The sequence below is a fragment of the Brachybacterium sp. GCM10030252 genome (assembly GCF_042666535.1).
Taxonomy (GTDB): Bacteria; Actinomycetota; Actinomycetes; order Actinomycetales; family Dermabacteraceae; genus Brachybacterium.
In genome coordinates, this window is the sequence record NZ_JBHTDM010000009.1 from 307639 (window position 1) to 321108 (window position 13470).

Consider the following 13470-nt stretch of genomic DNA (forward strand, 5'->3'; position numbering starts at 1 on the left):
CAGGGCTCACCCGAGCAGAGCCAGCGGGACGACGCAGACCCCGTCCGGGCGCCGGTACGCGTCCGATCCTGTCGTCAGCACGACTTTGCTGCGGAGTCGAGGGCCGATCTGTTCGCCCAGCCAGTGCAGATGGCGGACGTCGCCATCGTCGACCGTGCGAGCGAGCTTCACCTCGAAGGCGACGACACTGCCGTCATATCGCTCCAGGACCAGATCCACCTCGCGGGTCCCGCCCCGAGTGCGCAGGTGGAACACTCGTGCCTCTGCCGCTGCTCCCGCAGCACGGATCGTCAGCGTTGCCAGTGATTCGAACAATCGCCCGAATAGCTCGGCAGCGCCGTCGGCTCCGGAGAGCAGCGAGCTCTCCGAGGCGTTGAGCAGTGTCGTCACCAGGGCAGGATCGGCAAGGTGATGCTTCGATGCCTGGGTCAGCCGGCTCATCTGCGAGAACCCCGGCAGCCATGCGTGGACAGGATCGAGAATCCACAGCTTCGTGAGGATGTCCCGATACGAGAGCGCGGTGGCCTTGGAGGGCTTGCTCGAGTCACCCGGCGTAGCCGCGTCGAGGATCTTCGTGTAGTCGGTGGTCGTCGACGTGGCACTGGCGTAGGCCGAGAGCCAGGCGCGCAAGGAGGCGGGCCGGCGCACGGAGATCCCCTCCGCAGGGATGTCCCGGTCGATGATCCGGTCCACGTAACCGGCGAGAGCTGCACGTCGCGCTCGAGGCGGAAGCGCACGGACATCGGGCAGCCCGGACCCGCAGATCTCTGCGGCGTAGTCAGCCAGCGTGAACTCGGTGTGCCCCCTGATCGTCGAACCCGGCTCGAAGAGGTCGGTGATCCGGACGGAGGGATCGGTGGTCGGGCGCTCGGCCAGGCTCAGAGGCCGCATCCTCAGCGAGACGATCCTGCCTGCCCCCGAATGCGTGTCGACCCCCGTCTGCGGTGATGCGCTGCCGGTCAGAAGATACGTGCGCTCGCTGCGGGCATCGACGGCGCGGCGCACCGCATCCCAGATCTCGGGGAGATGCTGCCACTCGTCGATGAGGACGGTATCGGCACGGGAGAGGTGGAACTGCGGATCTGCGGCGACGAGCGACCGGATCGCGGGATCATCCAGAGCCAGAATGGCGTCTGTTCGCCGAGACGCGGTGGCTGTCTTCCCGACGCCTTTGGGGCCGTCGATCGCGATGGCCGAAAGGTTTGGGAGGAGTGCGTCGAGTTCGTCGTCGATATAGCGGTGCAGGTACGTGTTGGCCGGTTCTTTCGCAGACTGAGTCATGGGGCCTCCTGCCTGCGACGATACCCCCTACTGGTCGTTCTGCCAAGGATCTACTAGTCGTCTTGCCACCGATCTACTAGTCGTCCTGCCAAGGAGTTACTAGTCGTCCTGCCACCTGTCGAGGGAGCGTCGCTCGAGCGCTCAGCGCTGCTGGGCGGCCATCCACTCCCACAGATGCGTGCCCTGGTGCGAGGGGTCGTTGCGGGCGGCGTAGATCCAGGAGAAGTGCCCGGGGTAGCTCTCGCCCTCCCAGGTGACGTCGTCGTACAGGCTCATGATCGAGTCCGGGATCAGGCCGTGGGCATGGACCGTGTTCGCCTGCGGATCCACGGTCGTGTCGTCGGCCGCGGCGATCAGCCAGGTGGGCGTGTCGATGGCGGTGAGCTCGTCATCGGTGACGAGGCGGCCCGGGGAGTCGCCACGCGCCTGGATCACGCCGCAGATCGGCACCGCGGAGGCGAACGCGCCGGGGTTCTCCACCACCATCTTCAGGCTCATGTAGCCGCCGTTGCTGCAGCCGATCACATGGACGCGCTCGCGGTCGACGGGATGATCCGCGGCGACCTCCTCGATGATCTCGTCGATCAGCGGCTCGAACGCCGGGCCGTCGTCCATCCACGCGGACGTGCACTGCGGAGCGACCACGATCGCGCCGCCGAAGATCTCCTGCGCCTCGTCGGTGGCGAAGGCCAGGGCGCCGCGATTGGCACGCAGGTGGGTCTCGTTGTCGTAGTACTCGATCTCCCCGTCGAACAGGCCGCCCTCGCCGCCGCCGTGCAGCCATACCACCAGCGGCAGCTCGCGTGCGCTGCCATGCCCGTGCGGGGTGAACAGGCGATAGTTGGTGCCGGAGGCGGCGACGTGGGAGCTGAACGCGTCCACCTCCGCGTCGACCAGGCCATCCTGGACGAACTCGTCGATCGTGCCGTGCCCGTTGCCGCGGGCGGGAAGGGGAGCGTTCTGGGTGAGGGTGTACTCGAGCTCCAACAGGACGTTGCGGCTCGCCTCGTCGAGGTACTCCAGGGTGCCGGCGCCCTCCACGTCCGGGCCGTGCTCGAGATCCAGGGTGATCCGGCCCCTGTGGTCGGCGCGGGCGGCGGTGACGGTGCGGTCCACGTCGAAGGCGGCAGTGCCGGTGACGGGATTGGTGCCGGTGGCGTGCACGGTGAAGGTTTCCGGGGAGAGATCGCCCGGGATCAGACCGCCACGGCGACCGGCGCTGATGACCACCGAGGTGACCTGCTGGCCGCCGTCGAGCACCTGTGCCTGGAGGGTGAAGCGCGCGGTACGAGCCGGTGGGCCACCGGGGCGGGCCGGGGCCCCGCCGCTGCGACCCTGGGCGGAGGCGGTCGGGGCGAGAGCGGCCAGGGCCGCGGCGGTGCCCGCGCTGCCGGCGGTCAGGAGGGTGCGGCGGGGGAGAGGGGCGGTCATGGGAACTCCTTCGTCCGGATGAACCATCAGGGGTGAGCCATCAGAGGTGGCCTGAGTCACCGTATCGGGCCCGCCCTCCCGTGATCACCCCTCGGTGAGCTCCTCTTCCATGAGGGCGTCCAGGCGGTGGATCACGCGCCGGAACTCGGTGTTCCGGATGCCGGTACGCCGCCACGCTGCGCGCCCGCGCTGGTAATCGGTGAAGGCGGGCCGTGCCGCCAGGTCAGTCATCGTGTGTGCTCCTTATCCGTCGGTCCGGCCGTCCCGGCGCGCGAGGCGACGGGGCAGCCGGGTCTCCACGTGTTCAACTCATTCGTCGTGCCCCTGGTCGGAGCTCATCTGGTCCTCGGCCGGCGGCGTCTCGCCCGGGGGCACACCGCCGCCCTCCTCGAGCCCGGTGAGGTTCTGCTCCTCGGGATCAGGGTTCGCGTTGGCCCCACGGTCCTCGTGGGAGTCCGGGGTGTCCTCATGCAGCGGCCACGGATCGGCCGACGGGTCGGTGTCGGGATCCTGACGCTTCGGATCAGCGGGGCCGGGGCCGGAAGTCTTCTCTGACATGGCCACAGCGTGCCAGCGTTCGCCACCGCGCGATATCCATCGGACCATTCGGAAGGTCGCGCAGGGTCTTCTCGTGCGAATCTGGAGCCATGCCTCGCGACACGACGCACGCCGGCTCCGGACAGCCCAGCCCCGACCGCGACGGGGCCGGTCAGGTTCCGCTGCTGAGCGCCTCCGACCACGCCCGGGTGCTCACGAGAATCCTGCTCTCACCCGTGGTCAAAGGGCCGATCGTGCGCCGGCCCGGACCGGTGAACCTCGTCGAGCGCTTCGACCTCGACAGTGCCGGCGTCCGCGAGATGCAGCGATTGCACGAGCGCTATGGCGACGGGCCCGTCCAGCTGCGGATCCCCGGCCGCCGTCTCGCACTTGTGCTGACACCCGCGGACGTCCACCGCGTGCTCGACGGCACGCCGGAGCCGTTCACGCCCGCGACGCTCGAGAAGCGTGGGGCGCTGAACCACTTCGAGCCCGAATCCTCCCTGGTCTCCTCCGCGCAGGAGCGCCGGGCCCGTCGGCCCCTGAACGAGGAGGTCCTGGAATCCTCCAGGCCCGTGCACAGCCATGCGGAGGTCATGACCGCCGCGATCGAACGCGAGGTGACCTCCCTGCTGGGGCACGCCGATTTCACCGGCACCCTGGACTGGGACGGCTTCGCCACCGCCTGGTGGCGCATCGTGCGCCAGATCGTCCTGGGCTCCGCCGCCCGCGAGGACCACCAGATCACCGACGACATCCGGCGCCTGCGCCGACGGGCGAACCTCGCCTACGCGATGCCGCAGAACCGTCGGCTGCGCGAGAGCTTCCTGGCGCAGCTGCGCCGCTACGTCGAGGCGGCCGAACCCGGCAGCCTCGCCGAGATGGTGGCCCGCACCTTTGCCTCTCGGGACGCCGAACCGATCCAGCAGATCCCGCAGTGGCTGTTCGCCTTCGACGCCGCCGCCTGGGCCACCTTCCGCGCCCTGTCGCTGCTGACCTCCCATCCCGGCGCGGTCGAGACCGCCCGGGAGGAGATGACCCGCGCCCCGGAGCTGCCCTACCTCCGCGCCACCGTGCTGGAGTCGCTGCGGCTGTGGCCCACCACCCCGCTGCTGCTGCGCGACACCACCGAGGAGACGACCTGGCGCACAGGTTCCCTGCCCGCGGGGACCGCGGTGATCATCTTCGCCCCGTACTTCCACCGCGATGAGCGCCACCTCGCCGAGGCGCATCGCTTCGCCCCGCAGCAGTGGCTGGAGGGGCACGAGCCGGGCGAGCGGGACGACCGCGCCTGGCCGCTGGTTCCTTTCAGCGACGGGCCCGGCATCTGCCCCGGGCGCAACGTGGTGCTGCTGACCTGCTCCATGGTGCTCGGCGAGCTGGTCCGGCAGCGCTCGCTGACGGCGCAGCAGCCGCTGGATACCAGCACGCTCCCGGGGAGCCTGAGCCCGTTCTCCTCGCGGTTCGCGGTGGCGCCGTTGGGCTGAGCACCGCGCCCAGTTCGGTTCCGGTACGTTCCGAGCCAGGGAACATATCGGGACCGAACGCGGCTTCGGCAGGGGGACTCGGCCGTCGTCGCGCACGCAGCAAGGCAGAGTAACGTCGGCCACGGTTGCACGGATCCGAGACGATTGATGGAGGAGTCACCATGGTAGACATCGAGAACCTGTCGCAGCAGGACGTCGTGGACAAGCTCCGCGCCTCCGACCTGGTCATGCTGACCACGGCGTTGCCGGACGGCAAGCTGTTGTCCCATCCGATGGCGATCCAGGAGGTCACCGACGATGCAGACGTGTGGTTCTTCATCGGCCTCACGGGTGGTCAGGCCGATGCGCTGCGACAAGAGCCGCATGTGAACCTCGCCGTGGCCGACGCCGGCTCGTGGCTGTCCGTCGCGGGGCGCGCCGAGTTCGTCGACGACCACGCCAAGATCGACGAGCTGTGGAGTGACCGAGCCGCCGCCTACTTCCCGGATGGCAAGGATGACCCGGACCTCGGCCTGCTCAAAGTGGTCGGTGATTCGGCGCAGTTCTGGGGACTGCCCGGTGGGAAGGTCGCCGGGATCGCCCAGATCCTCAAGGCCAAGGTCTCCGGGGAGCGGACCGCCGGCGGCACGGGCACCACCGAACTCTGATCCCCACGCAACGGGGCGCACCGCTCCGCGTTCCCCGACAAAGGAGCACTTCATGGCACGCACCCTTGCCGACGGCCAGCACGCGATCATCCGCATCCTCGGCGTCGACACCGGTGAGACCGCGGTCCTCCACGAATCGGCCGACGTGCTCTATGAGGCTCCGAACTGGGCGCTGGACGGCACCGCGCTCTACGTCAACGGCGACGGCCATCTATTCCGGCTCGAGCTGAACGGCGGCGCGCCGCAGCGGATCGACCTCGGCGACGTGCCGGAGCTGAACAACGACCACGTGCTCGATCCCGACGACGAGCACTTCTTCGTCTCGGCGGACGACGGGCACATCTACCGCGCTCCGCTCGCCGGCGGGCAGGCCACCCGAGTCACCAATGACGATGGCCGCCTGCACTTCCTCCACGGCGTCAGTCCTGACGGGACGACCCTCGCCTACATCGGCGTGGAGACGTCGGCCGACGGCGCCTGGTCCGCCCCGAACGTCTTCACCATCCCTGCCGCTGGCGGGCCGGATACCCAGCTCACCGACGACGAGTTCCCCGACGACGGCGCCGAGTACGCGCCGGACGGCACCTGGATCTACCTCAACTCCGAACGGGCCCGCACCCGGCCCGGCCACGCCCAGCTGTTCCGCATGCGCCCCGACGGCAGCGGCGCCGAGCAGCTCACGTCCGACGAGCGCGTGAACTGGTTCCCGCACGTCAGCCCGGACGGCACGCGACTGGCCTACGTCAGCTTCCCGTCCGGCACGGAGGGCCACCCGGCGGACCGGGACGTCATCGTGCGGCTCTGCGAAGCCGACGGGTCCGGGATGCGGGACCTCGCGCGGGTGCTGGGAGGCCAGGGCACGATGAACGTGAACAGCTGGTCCCCGGACAGCCGCAGCATCGCCTACGTCGAGTACCCGATGGACGATGGGCGCACCGAGAGCGACGCTGCGCGAGCCGAGAGCTGAGAGTCGCCGGGCGTACTCGACTCTTCGACATTGGCACGTGGCGTCGCATTGTCCGCCGATCCTGCGACGTTTTCGGCCAATCCTCGCCGTCCTCGCCGCCGCCCTCTGGTTCGAGACCGGCGGCAATCCGGGAGCGTGGCTTGTGTCAGCCGGTCACTCGACCCGGAAGACGACCCTGCCGTGACTGCGCGCAGCACCGCCGGCCACCCAGTGGGGAAGCTCGTGCCAGGAACGCACATCGAGCGGCCCCGGGTCGAGCCGACCGGCATGGACCTCACCGGCCAGCCACGCCATCTCCGTGGAGAGCTCGGCCTCAGCGCCCAGGAAGAAGCTGGTGATCGCCCGATTGTGCCGGCCGCTGGAGGCCTCGAACGCCCCGAGAGGGAAGTGCTCCTCCTGAGAAGCAGAGTGTCCCAGGGCGACCACGGTCCCACCGGCCTCGAGGGCTGCATACGCCGCGACGAGATGTGGCCCGCCGACCATGTCGAGAGCGGCATGGACGCGCGTGGTCACCTCCCGCACGTCGGCGAGGACCTCGCGCGCACCGAGCCGGCGCAGCCAGGGATGACTCTCCCGGTTCCGGGCGACGGCGATGACGTCGGCGCCGGAGCGCGCCCCGAGCTGGACAGCCGCGCTGCCGACGGCGCTGTTCGCCCCGACGATGAGCAGACGGCGCCCCAACAGCGACCCGAGGCGGCGCAGAGCCCGCAATGCACTGGCCATCGGCGCCGGGATCGCCGCGATCGCGGTGGGGTCGGCGGTCTCCGGCACCTCGGCGACGGAGTCCGACGGCACGACGCGCCGTCGCGCCCACCCCGCGTCGGCCCCGAGGAACACGACCCGGGCGCCGGGTGGGGGACCGCTGCCATCGGCCGCCGCGCGCACCACATGACCGGCCCCGTCCCACCCGGGTATCCACCCGGCCGGCGCCGACGCCAGCGCCACCAGTTCGCCCGGATTCGGGGCGAACGCGGCGACCTCGACCAGGACATCCTGCGGTCCCGGATCGGGCGTGCGGACCTGGGCCAGTTCCAGCCGGCCGGGAGCCGTGGGGGAGGTCGTCCAGGCCTCCATGGAGGGCACCGTCGGCGCCGTGCTGGACACCGCGTCCACGCCATCTCGTGCGTTGGCCATGGTCACGGCCTCCCGTCGGCGCCCGCGGGGGTCTCACGGCGATGGATGCCGAGGTCCAGGCGCCCCGGCAGCAAGCCGGGATCCAGCGAGCGCAGGTGGGAGGGGTAGTCGCCGTCGCGCAGCCGCCGGTAGGGGCGGTTGCTCTCGGCATCGAGGCCCTCGAGCCGCGACGTCAGGCGCTGGGTCTCCCGCTCGACGTCGTCGGCGGTGAGCGAGTCGGCGTCGTGGATGACGTGCAGGTCCAGCACGTCGATGCCGACGTACCAGAGGGCGCCGTGGGTCAGCGGGAACAGCAGGGAGTCGAGGTCGCCGCTGACGCCGCGAGGCCCGAGGGTGCGCTCGTCGTCGCCGGCGGAGACGATGACCAGAGCCTTTCTCCGGGTGAGGCCGCCGTCGCCGTAGCGGCGCGGCATGCCGACCTCGGGATCGAGCTCTGCGTCGTAGGCGAAGCTGTCCGTCAGCACTCGGTCCAGCCATCCCTTGAGGATCGCCGGCGGGCCGTACCACCACAGGGGGAACTGGATGACCAGCAGCTCTACCGCGGCCAGCTTCGCGTGCTCTGCGCGGACGTCGGCGGCGACCTGGCCCCGCGTGTAGGCCTCCCCGGCGTGGACGGCGAGGTTGCCCGGGGCGGCGGCCTGATCACCGAGGTCCTGCTCACCGAACGCCGGGTTGAATCCCATGGCGTACAGGTCCGAGGTCGCCACGTCGTGATCGCGGGAGAGCACCTCGACGCCGGTGCGGAAGAGGTGGCCGTTCAGCGATTCGCGCCGAGGATGCGCGAGCACCCAGAGTGCGCAGCCGGGAGTGGGCGGATGGTCGACGGACATGAGGGCCTCCAAGGGTGAGGATCGGCGGGACCATGAGAGGTACCGGTGGGCTGACGCCGTGGGGTGAGCCAAGGGCTGGGGGCGACAGGTTCGGTCGTGGCTCGGTCTGTGGATATGCCCCATTCCATCGCCTCCGGATGAGACGGGAGAATGTCCCTGACGCTGAAACAGATGCGCCACCGTCTCAGGGTGGGCCCCGGTGCCGACTAGGGTGGCGTCGTGGACACCCTCTCCGAAGTGCTCGACAACATCCGCTCCTCGGGGGCGCTGATCGATCAGAATCTGCTCGAGGCGCCGTGGTCAATCCGCTTCGAGGCCGGCTCCTCGACCGTCGCCACGCCGCTGCAGGGACAGACATGGCTCATCGAGGACGGCGTCGAACCCGTCGGCCTCGCTGCGCGCGACCTCCTGATCCTCACCGGCCCAGACCCGGTCCTCATCACCAGCGATCCCCTCGACAGGGCTGCGGCACCCAGCTGCATCGTGCGCGCGGACGGCAGGTGTCTGGAGCCGGCAGGCAGACTCGATGGGATAAAGGGGCTCGACCGCCGGCGTGCCGCACCCGCGAGGGAGCACGTGCTGCTGACGGGAACCTTCCCGACCTCGGGCCGTATTTCCGAGCGCCTCCTCGGCGCCTTGCCGCCGGCGGTCGTCCTGCCCCGCCGTCACCAGCGCTCGCGGGCGCTGGACATGCTGGAGGCCGAGCTGGGCAGCCGGGAGCCCGGTCAGCAGGCGGTCCTGGATCGCCTGCTCGACCTGGTGCTGATCGGCGCCCTGCGCGACTGGTTCGCCCTGCCCGAGGCGAGCGCGCCGGCCTGGTACGGCGCCGCCGGAGACCCAGTCGTCGGCCCCGCGCTCGCCGCCCTCCACACGGACCCGGCACGACCGTGGACCGTGGAGTCGCTCGCCCGGGCGGCCAGGGTCTCCCGCGCGACGCTCGCCCGCCGCTTCGCCGACGTGATGGGCGAACCGCCGATCTCCTACCTGGCCGGCTGGCGGCTGTGCCTGGCGGCCGACCTGCTCCAGGACACCGAGGACACCATCGAGACCGTCGCCCGGCGCGTCGGCTACTCCAGCCCCTATGCGCTCAGCGCCGCGTTCACCAGGGAGTACGGGATCCGCCCCAGTCAGTACCGGGCGCAGTCGCGGCGCGCTGCCGCGTAGCTGACTGGTGCAAGGCGGCCCCGAAGGCGGGCGGCAGGCGGCGGTCCCATAGGTGACTGGCACGAACATGTAGCTGAGCGGCACGCGACCCCCTCAGGAGGAGGGCGCGTGCCGCTCAGCTACACCTTCTTGCCACGGCCCGATCGGGAGTCCGGACATCGGCGCAGGGGTGTCGGGCTGTGCTGGGTGCGTGTTTCGCCCGGTGGCGGGCCTGGTCAGCGGGCGTCCCGCCGGGTCTTCCGCCAGCCGTCGACGATGTCCCAGATCGAGACCGCCACGATGGCGAACGCGGTCACGATGGCCAGGGTGCGCAGCGCGCCCGGTGCCAGATCGCTCTCCCGGGTGATGACGTCCACCAGAGCCGGGTTCACCAGCTCCTGGCGTGCCAGCAGCGACAGCGCCCACCCCACGAACAGCAGTGCCAGCGCGGAGTTGAGGGTGGCCAGGGCCGCCGTCCAGCGCCCCCGCACGTACACCGCGAGGGCCAGTGCGGCCTCCAGTGCGATCAGCCCCAGCAGGGCAGCGACGCCCCAGGGCCACAGGTCCGGGTGCAGCACGGCGAGCTTCTCCCCGTCGGTCCACACGAACCCGCGGAAACGGTCCCAGAAGAGCGCGGCCGCGCTCAGGACGAGGAACACCAGCGAGGCGACGAGCTCGCTGCGGGAGGTGCCGTCCGTGGGGGCCTCGGGCAGCTGGTCGACGTCCCATGTGCTGGTGGCCTCCGCGCCGGTGCGCTCGAGCACGGCGAACACGAAGGTCACCCAGAAGCACAGGTGCAGGATCACCGAGATCCCCAGGGGAATCGCCTCGCCGATGATGTCGCCGAACGATGCGCCGGCCAGAGCCTGCCCCAGGGCGACGCCGCCGACGACGCAGGCCGGGACGATCATCAGCAGCAGCTTCAGCAGTCTCCACCAGGCCAGGAAGTGGCGCGGGCCGATGAGCTGCAAGGGCTGGTCCGTGTAGCCGGCGGCGAGGGCCGCGGGGTCGCCCAGCTCGGTGAGCACGGCGCGCTCCGCCTCGGCGGGGTCCTCGCCCTGCTCGGTGCGAGTCTCGACCGCGTCGGCGATCGATGCCTCGAGTTCGGCCCGCACGTCGTCCTGCGCCTCGGGAGGGAGGGACCTGGTCGTCGCGGCGATGTACCGCTGGGTCAGTGACGGGGTGGCTGGGGTGGTCATCTCAGTTCTCCTGGTCCGGGCGGTCGTCGTCGGTGAGGGAAGTGATCGCGTCGGTCAGCGCGAGCCACTCCGTGGTGAGGGTCTCGGCCAGGCGGATGCCCTCGGCCGAGGTGCGGTAGAACTTGCGCGGGCGCGCCTCGTCGGTGTTCCACTCACTGGCGAGGTGGCCCTGCTTCTCGAGGCGGCGCAGCAGCGGGTAGAGGGTGTTGGCGTCCGTGGCGAAGCCGTGGCGTTCCAGATCCAGCAGCAGTCCGTAGCCGTATCCGGGTGTGCGCAGCAGCTGGAGGCAGGCGAGCACGATCGTGCCGCGCCGCAGCTCCTGCAGGTGAGTCTCGAAGGCATCGCTCATAACTCACACGATAGTGTGCGCCACACACCATAGTCAATAGCACGGTGTCGTGTGACCGGCGGAGGGGGGCAGTCGCATCGTCGTCCCGGCGACCGTGCCGCCGTAGGCTGGCTCGGGTGACGCTCACCGCCCTGACCCTGCTCGCCGTGATCGTCGGCGTCGGGGCGGGACTGCAGCGGCTGACCGGCATGGGGTTCGCCCTGGTCGTCGCTCCCTTCCTGGTGCTGACGCTCGGGGCGTTCGAGGGCGTCCTGGTCACGAACCTCTGCGGACTGGTGTCCTCGTCCGTGAACCTCTGGCTCCTGCGTCGGGACGTCCAGTGGCGGCGTCTGCTGCGCTTCACGCCGTTCTCCCTGGTGGGCATCGGCATCGGAGCGCTCGTGCTGCTGGTGCTGCCGGCGGATCCGCTCGCCGTGCTGGTGGGGCTATCGGTCCTCGTGGCGATCGCTGTCACCGTGTTCTTCCGCTCGGGACGGCTCGAGGACTCGATGACGGTCAGCTCGGCATTCGGCACGGCGTCGGGCTTCATGAACGTCACCGCGGGCGTCGGCGGCCCGGCCGTGGCGGTCTACGCGATCGCCACGGGATGGGAGCACCGTGGGTTCGCGGCCTCGATCCAGGCGCACTTCGCCGTGATCTGCATCGTGTCCCTCGCCGCGAAGTGGGCCCTGCCGTCGTTCGGCATCGGCGGCTGGATCGTGACCATCGCAGCCATCCTGGGCGGCACCGTCGTCGGCCAGCGGCTCGCCGGGCGCTTCTCCGGGCCGACGATGATGAGAGTCGTGGTGGTCCTGGCCGTCGCCGGTGCGCTGGTGACGATCGTCCGGGCGCTCGCCTGAGCCGGCGCGGGGTGACCGGGTGCGGGCCTGACCCGACCTTCACCTCACGCTACGGCCGCAGGACGATGTACCGGCAGCAGCCGGACGAGGACACCGCCACGTACGGGCCCCGCCGCGGCAGGCGCACGTCCGAGCGACCCCTACACTGGCGCCTGCGACCGCGGCATATATTCCTGATCTGCTTCTGTGAGGTGAGAGCGATGGTCGACCTGCTCTGGGGCATCGGAGGGATGGCAGGCCTGCTGCTGATCGCTCTCGCCTTGTCCAGCAACCGCCGGGCGATCCGCCTGCGCACCGTCCTGGGGGCGCTCGCGCTCCAGGTCGGGTTCGGCGTGCTGGTCCTGTACTGGGGGCCGGGACGGTGGGCCCTGCAGAAGGTCTCGGAGGGCTTCCAGGCCGTGATCAACACCTCCGGCGAGGGCATCTCCTTCCTGTTCGGGCCGGTGCTGCCCGAGGAGGGGAGCGTCTTCGCCTTCCAGGTGCTGCCGGTGATCATCTTCTTCGCCTCGCTGACCGCGGTGCTCTACCACTGGAAGATCCTGCCCAAGGTCGTCTCCTGGCTCGGCGGCGCGCTGGGCAAACTGCTGGGAACCAGCTACGCCGAATCCGTCAATGCCGCCGCCAACATCTTCGTGGGGCAGACCGAGGCACCCCTGGTGGTGCGCCCCTACATCAAGCGGCTGTCCCGCTCGGGCCTGTTCGCGGTGATGGTCGGCGGGCTCTCGACCGTCGCCGGCTCGGTGCTGGTGGGGTACTCGCTGCTGGGCGCCCCGCTGGAATACCTCATCGCGGCGAGCTTCATGGCCGCTCCGGGCGCCCTCCTGATGGCCAAGATCATCGTGCCCGAGGACGATCCCGATGCCGTCGCTCGCGAGGCCGAGCTGGTCGCCGCGAGCAGCCGCGCCGCGAAGTCGCGGCGGGCGGCACGCTCGGGAGACAGCAGCACGGTCCCGGCCGGCTCCGGCACTGCCGGCACTGCCGGCGCGACGAGGTCCGACGCCTCCGCCGGGGCCACTGGCGAGGAGACGACGGACGACGCCGAGGAGGACCTCGGCGAGATCCAGTACCGCAACGTCATCGACGCCGCGGCCGGTGGCGCGGGCGACGGGCTCAAGCTCGCCGCCATGATCGGGGCGATGCTGTTGGCCTTCATCTCTCTCATCGGCCTGGTCAACCTTCTGATCGGCACGGTGGGCGACTGGTTCGGTGCCGGTGACCTGACGTTCGAGCAGATCCTGGGTTACGTGTTCGCCCCGGTCATGGTCATGCTGGGCGTGCCGTGGAGCGAGGCCGTCGCCTCCGGCAGCTTCGTGGGGCAGAAGCTCGTGCTCAACGAGTTCGTCGCCTTCACCAACTTCGGTCCCGAGGCCGGCAGTTTCAGCGAGAAGTCCGCGGCGATCATCACCTTCAGCCTGACCGGCTTCGCGAACTTCAGCTCCCTGGGCATCCTGCTGGGCGGCATCGGCCAGATCGCCCCCGAGCGCCGTTCCGAGATCGCCCAGATGGGCATCAAGGCCATCCTCGCCGGGACCCTCGCCAACCTCATGAGCGCCACGATCGCCGGCATCCTGCTGGCCTGAGTCGGCGGCCGGCCGGCGCGGCCCCGCCGAGCAGGTCCTCAGGAGT

The 13470-nt window shown here is 70.3% G+C and carries 14 protein-coding genes; 6 read left to right on the plus strand and 8 right to left on the minus strand.

What is annotated here, in order from left to right; translation table 11 throughout:
* Nucleotides 1-6 precede the first annotated feature (6 nt).
* The 4 genes from ACFQRJ_RS10045 to ACFQRJ_RS10060 form a co-directional block, all read right to left on the minus strand.
* Nucleotides 7-1281: an ATP-binding protein gene (locus ACFQRJ_RS10045; RefSeq protein WP_377018900.1), complete on the minus strand. Its 1275-nt coding sequence runs from the start codon at nucleotides 1279-1281 to the stop codon at nucleotides 7-9.
* A gap of 141 nt (nucleotides 1282-1422) precedes the next feature.
* The gene (locus ACFQRJ_RS10050) at nucleotides 1423-2712 is read right to left on the minus strand and encodes a prolyl oligopeptidase family serine peptidase (RefSeq protein ID WP_377018902.1); all 1290 of its coding nucleotides are present in this window, start codon (nucleotides 2710-2712) and stop codon (nucleotides 1423-1425) included.
* 84 nt (nucleotides 2713-2796) lie between these two features.
* Nucleotides 2797-2943 carry a hypothetical protein gene (locus tag ACFQRJ_RS10055; RefSeq protein ID WP_377018903.1) on the minus strand — a complete coding sequence of 49 codons (147 nt, stop codon included), beginning with the start codon at nucleotides 2941-2943 and terminating at the stop codon, nucleotides 2797-2799.
* A 78-nt stretch (nucleotides 2944-3021) separates the two neighbouring features.
* Nucleotides 3022-3270, minus strand: coding sequence for a DUF6480 family protein (locus ACFQRJ_RS10060; protein ID WP_377018904.1), 249 nt, complete (start codon nucleotides 3268-3270; stop codon nucleotides 3022-3024).
* An 89-nt stretch (nucleotides 3271-3359) separates the two neighbouring features.
* Here ACFQRJ_RS10060 and ACFQRJ_RS10065 point away from each other — a divergent pair, with 89 nt between their 5' ends.
* From ACFQRJ_RS10065 to ACFQRJ_RS10075, 3 genes are all read left to right on the plus strand, one after another.
* Entirely contained in the window at nucleotides 3360-4736 is a 1377-nt protein-coding gene (locus tag ACFQRJ_RS10065; RefSeq protein ID WP_377018905.1) for a cytochrome P450, read from the plus strand.
* 161 nt (nucleotides 4737-4897) lie between these two features.
* Nucleotides 4898-5383 (plus strand): pyridoxamine 5'-phosphate oxidase family protein, encoded by a 486-nt coding sequence (locus ACFQRJ_RS10070; RefSeq protein ID WP_377018906.1) that lies wholly within the window; start codon nucleotides 4898-4900, stop codon nucleotides 5381-5383.
* Nucleotides 5384-5435: 52 nt separating this feature from the next.
* Entirely contained in the window at nucleotides 5436-6350 is a 915-nt protein-coding gene (locus ACFQRJ_RS10075) for a TolB family protein (RefSeq protein ID WP_377018907.1), read from the plus strand.
* Between the two features lie 153 nt (nucleotides 6351-6503).
* On the opposite strand, the gene ACFQRJ_RS10080 is transcribed toward ACFQRJ_RS10075, so the two are convergent.
* Complete coding sequence (locus ACFQRJ_RS10080) at nucleotides 6504-7484, minus strand: zinc-binding dehydrogenase (protein ID WP_377018908.1); 981 nt, start codon at nucleotides 7482-7484, stop codon at nucleotides 6504-6506.
* A gap of 2 nt (nucleotides 7485-7486) precedes the next feature.
* The gene (locus ACFQRJ_RS10085; RefSeq protein WP_377018909.1) at nucleotides 7487-8314 is read right to left on the minus strand and encodes an NAD(P)H-dependent oxidoreductase; all 828 of its coding nucleotides are present in this window, start codon (nucleotides 8312-8314) and stop codon (nucleotides 7487-7489) included.
* 219 nt (nucleotides 8315-8533) lie between these two features.
* Between ACFQRJ_RS10085 and ACFQRJ_RS10090 the strand changes: the two genes are divergently transcribed.
* Nucleotides 8534-9478 (plus strand): AraC family transcriptional regulator, encoded by a 945-nt coding sequence (locus tag ACFQRJ_RS10090; RefSeq protein WP_377018910.1) that lies wholly within the window; start codon nucleotides 8534-8536, stop codon nucleotides 9476-9478.
* A gap of 215 nt (nucleotides 9479-9693) precedes the next feature.
* Here the strand turns inward: ACFQRJ_RS10090 and ACFQRJ_RS10095 are convergent, their stop codons facing one another.
* Nucleotides 9694-10656, minus strand: coding sequence for a permease prefix domain 1-containing protein (locus ACFQRJ_RS10095; protein WP_377018912.1), 963 nt, complete (start codon nucleotides 10654-10656; stop codon nucleotides 9694-9696).
* 1 nt (nucleotide 10657) lies between these two features.
* Nucleotides 10658-11005 carry a PadR family transcriptional regulator gene (locus ACFQRJ_RS10100; RefSeq protein WP_377018913.1) on the minus strand — a complete coding sequence of 116 codons (348 nt, stop codon included), beginning with the start codon at nucleotides 11003-11005 and terminating at the stop codon, nucleotides 10658-10660.
* 116 nt (nucleotides 11006-11121) lie between these two features.
* Here ACFQRJ_RS10100 and ACFQRJ_RS10105 point away from each other — a divergent pair, with 116 nt between their 5' ends.
* Entirely contained in the window at nucleotides 11122-11844 is a 723-nt protein-coding gene (locus tag ACFQRJ_RS10105; RefSeq protein ID WP_377018915.1) for a TSUP family transporter, read from the plus strand.
* Between the two features lie 200 nt (nucleotides 11845-12044).
* Nucleotides 12045-13424 (plus strand): NupC/NupG family nucleoside CNT transporter, encoded by a 1380-nt coding sequence (locus ACFQRJ_RS10110; RefSeq protein WP_377018916.1) that lies wholly within the window; start codon nucleotides 12045-12047, stop codon nucleotides 13422-13424.
* Nucleotides 13425-13470: the final 46 nt, after the last annotated feature.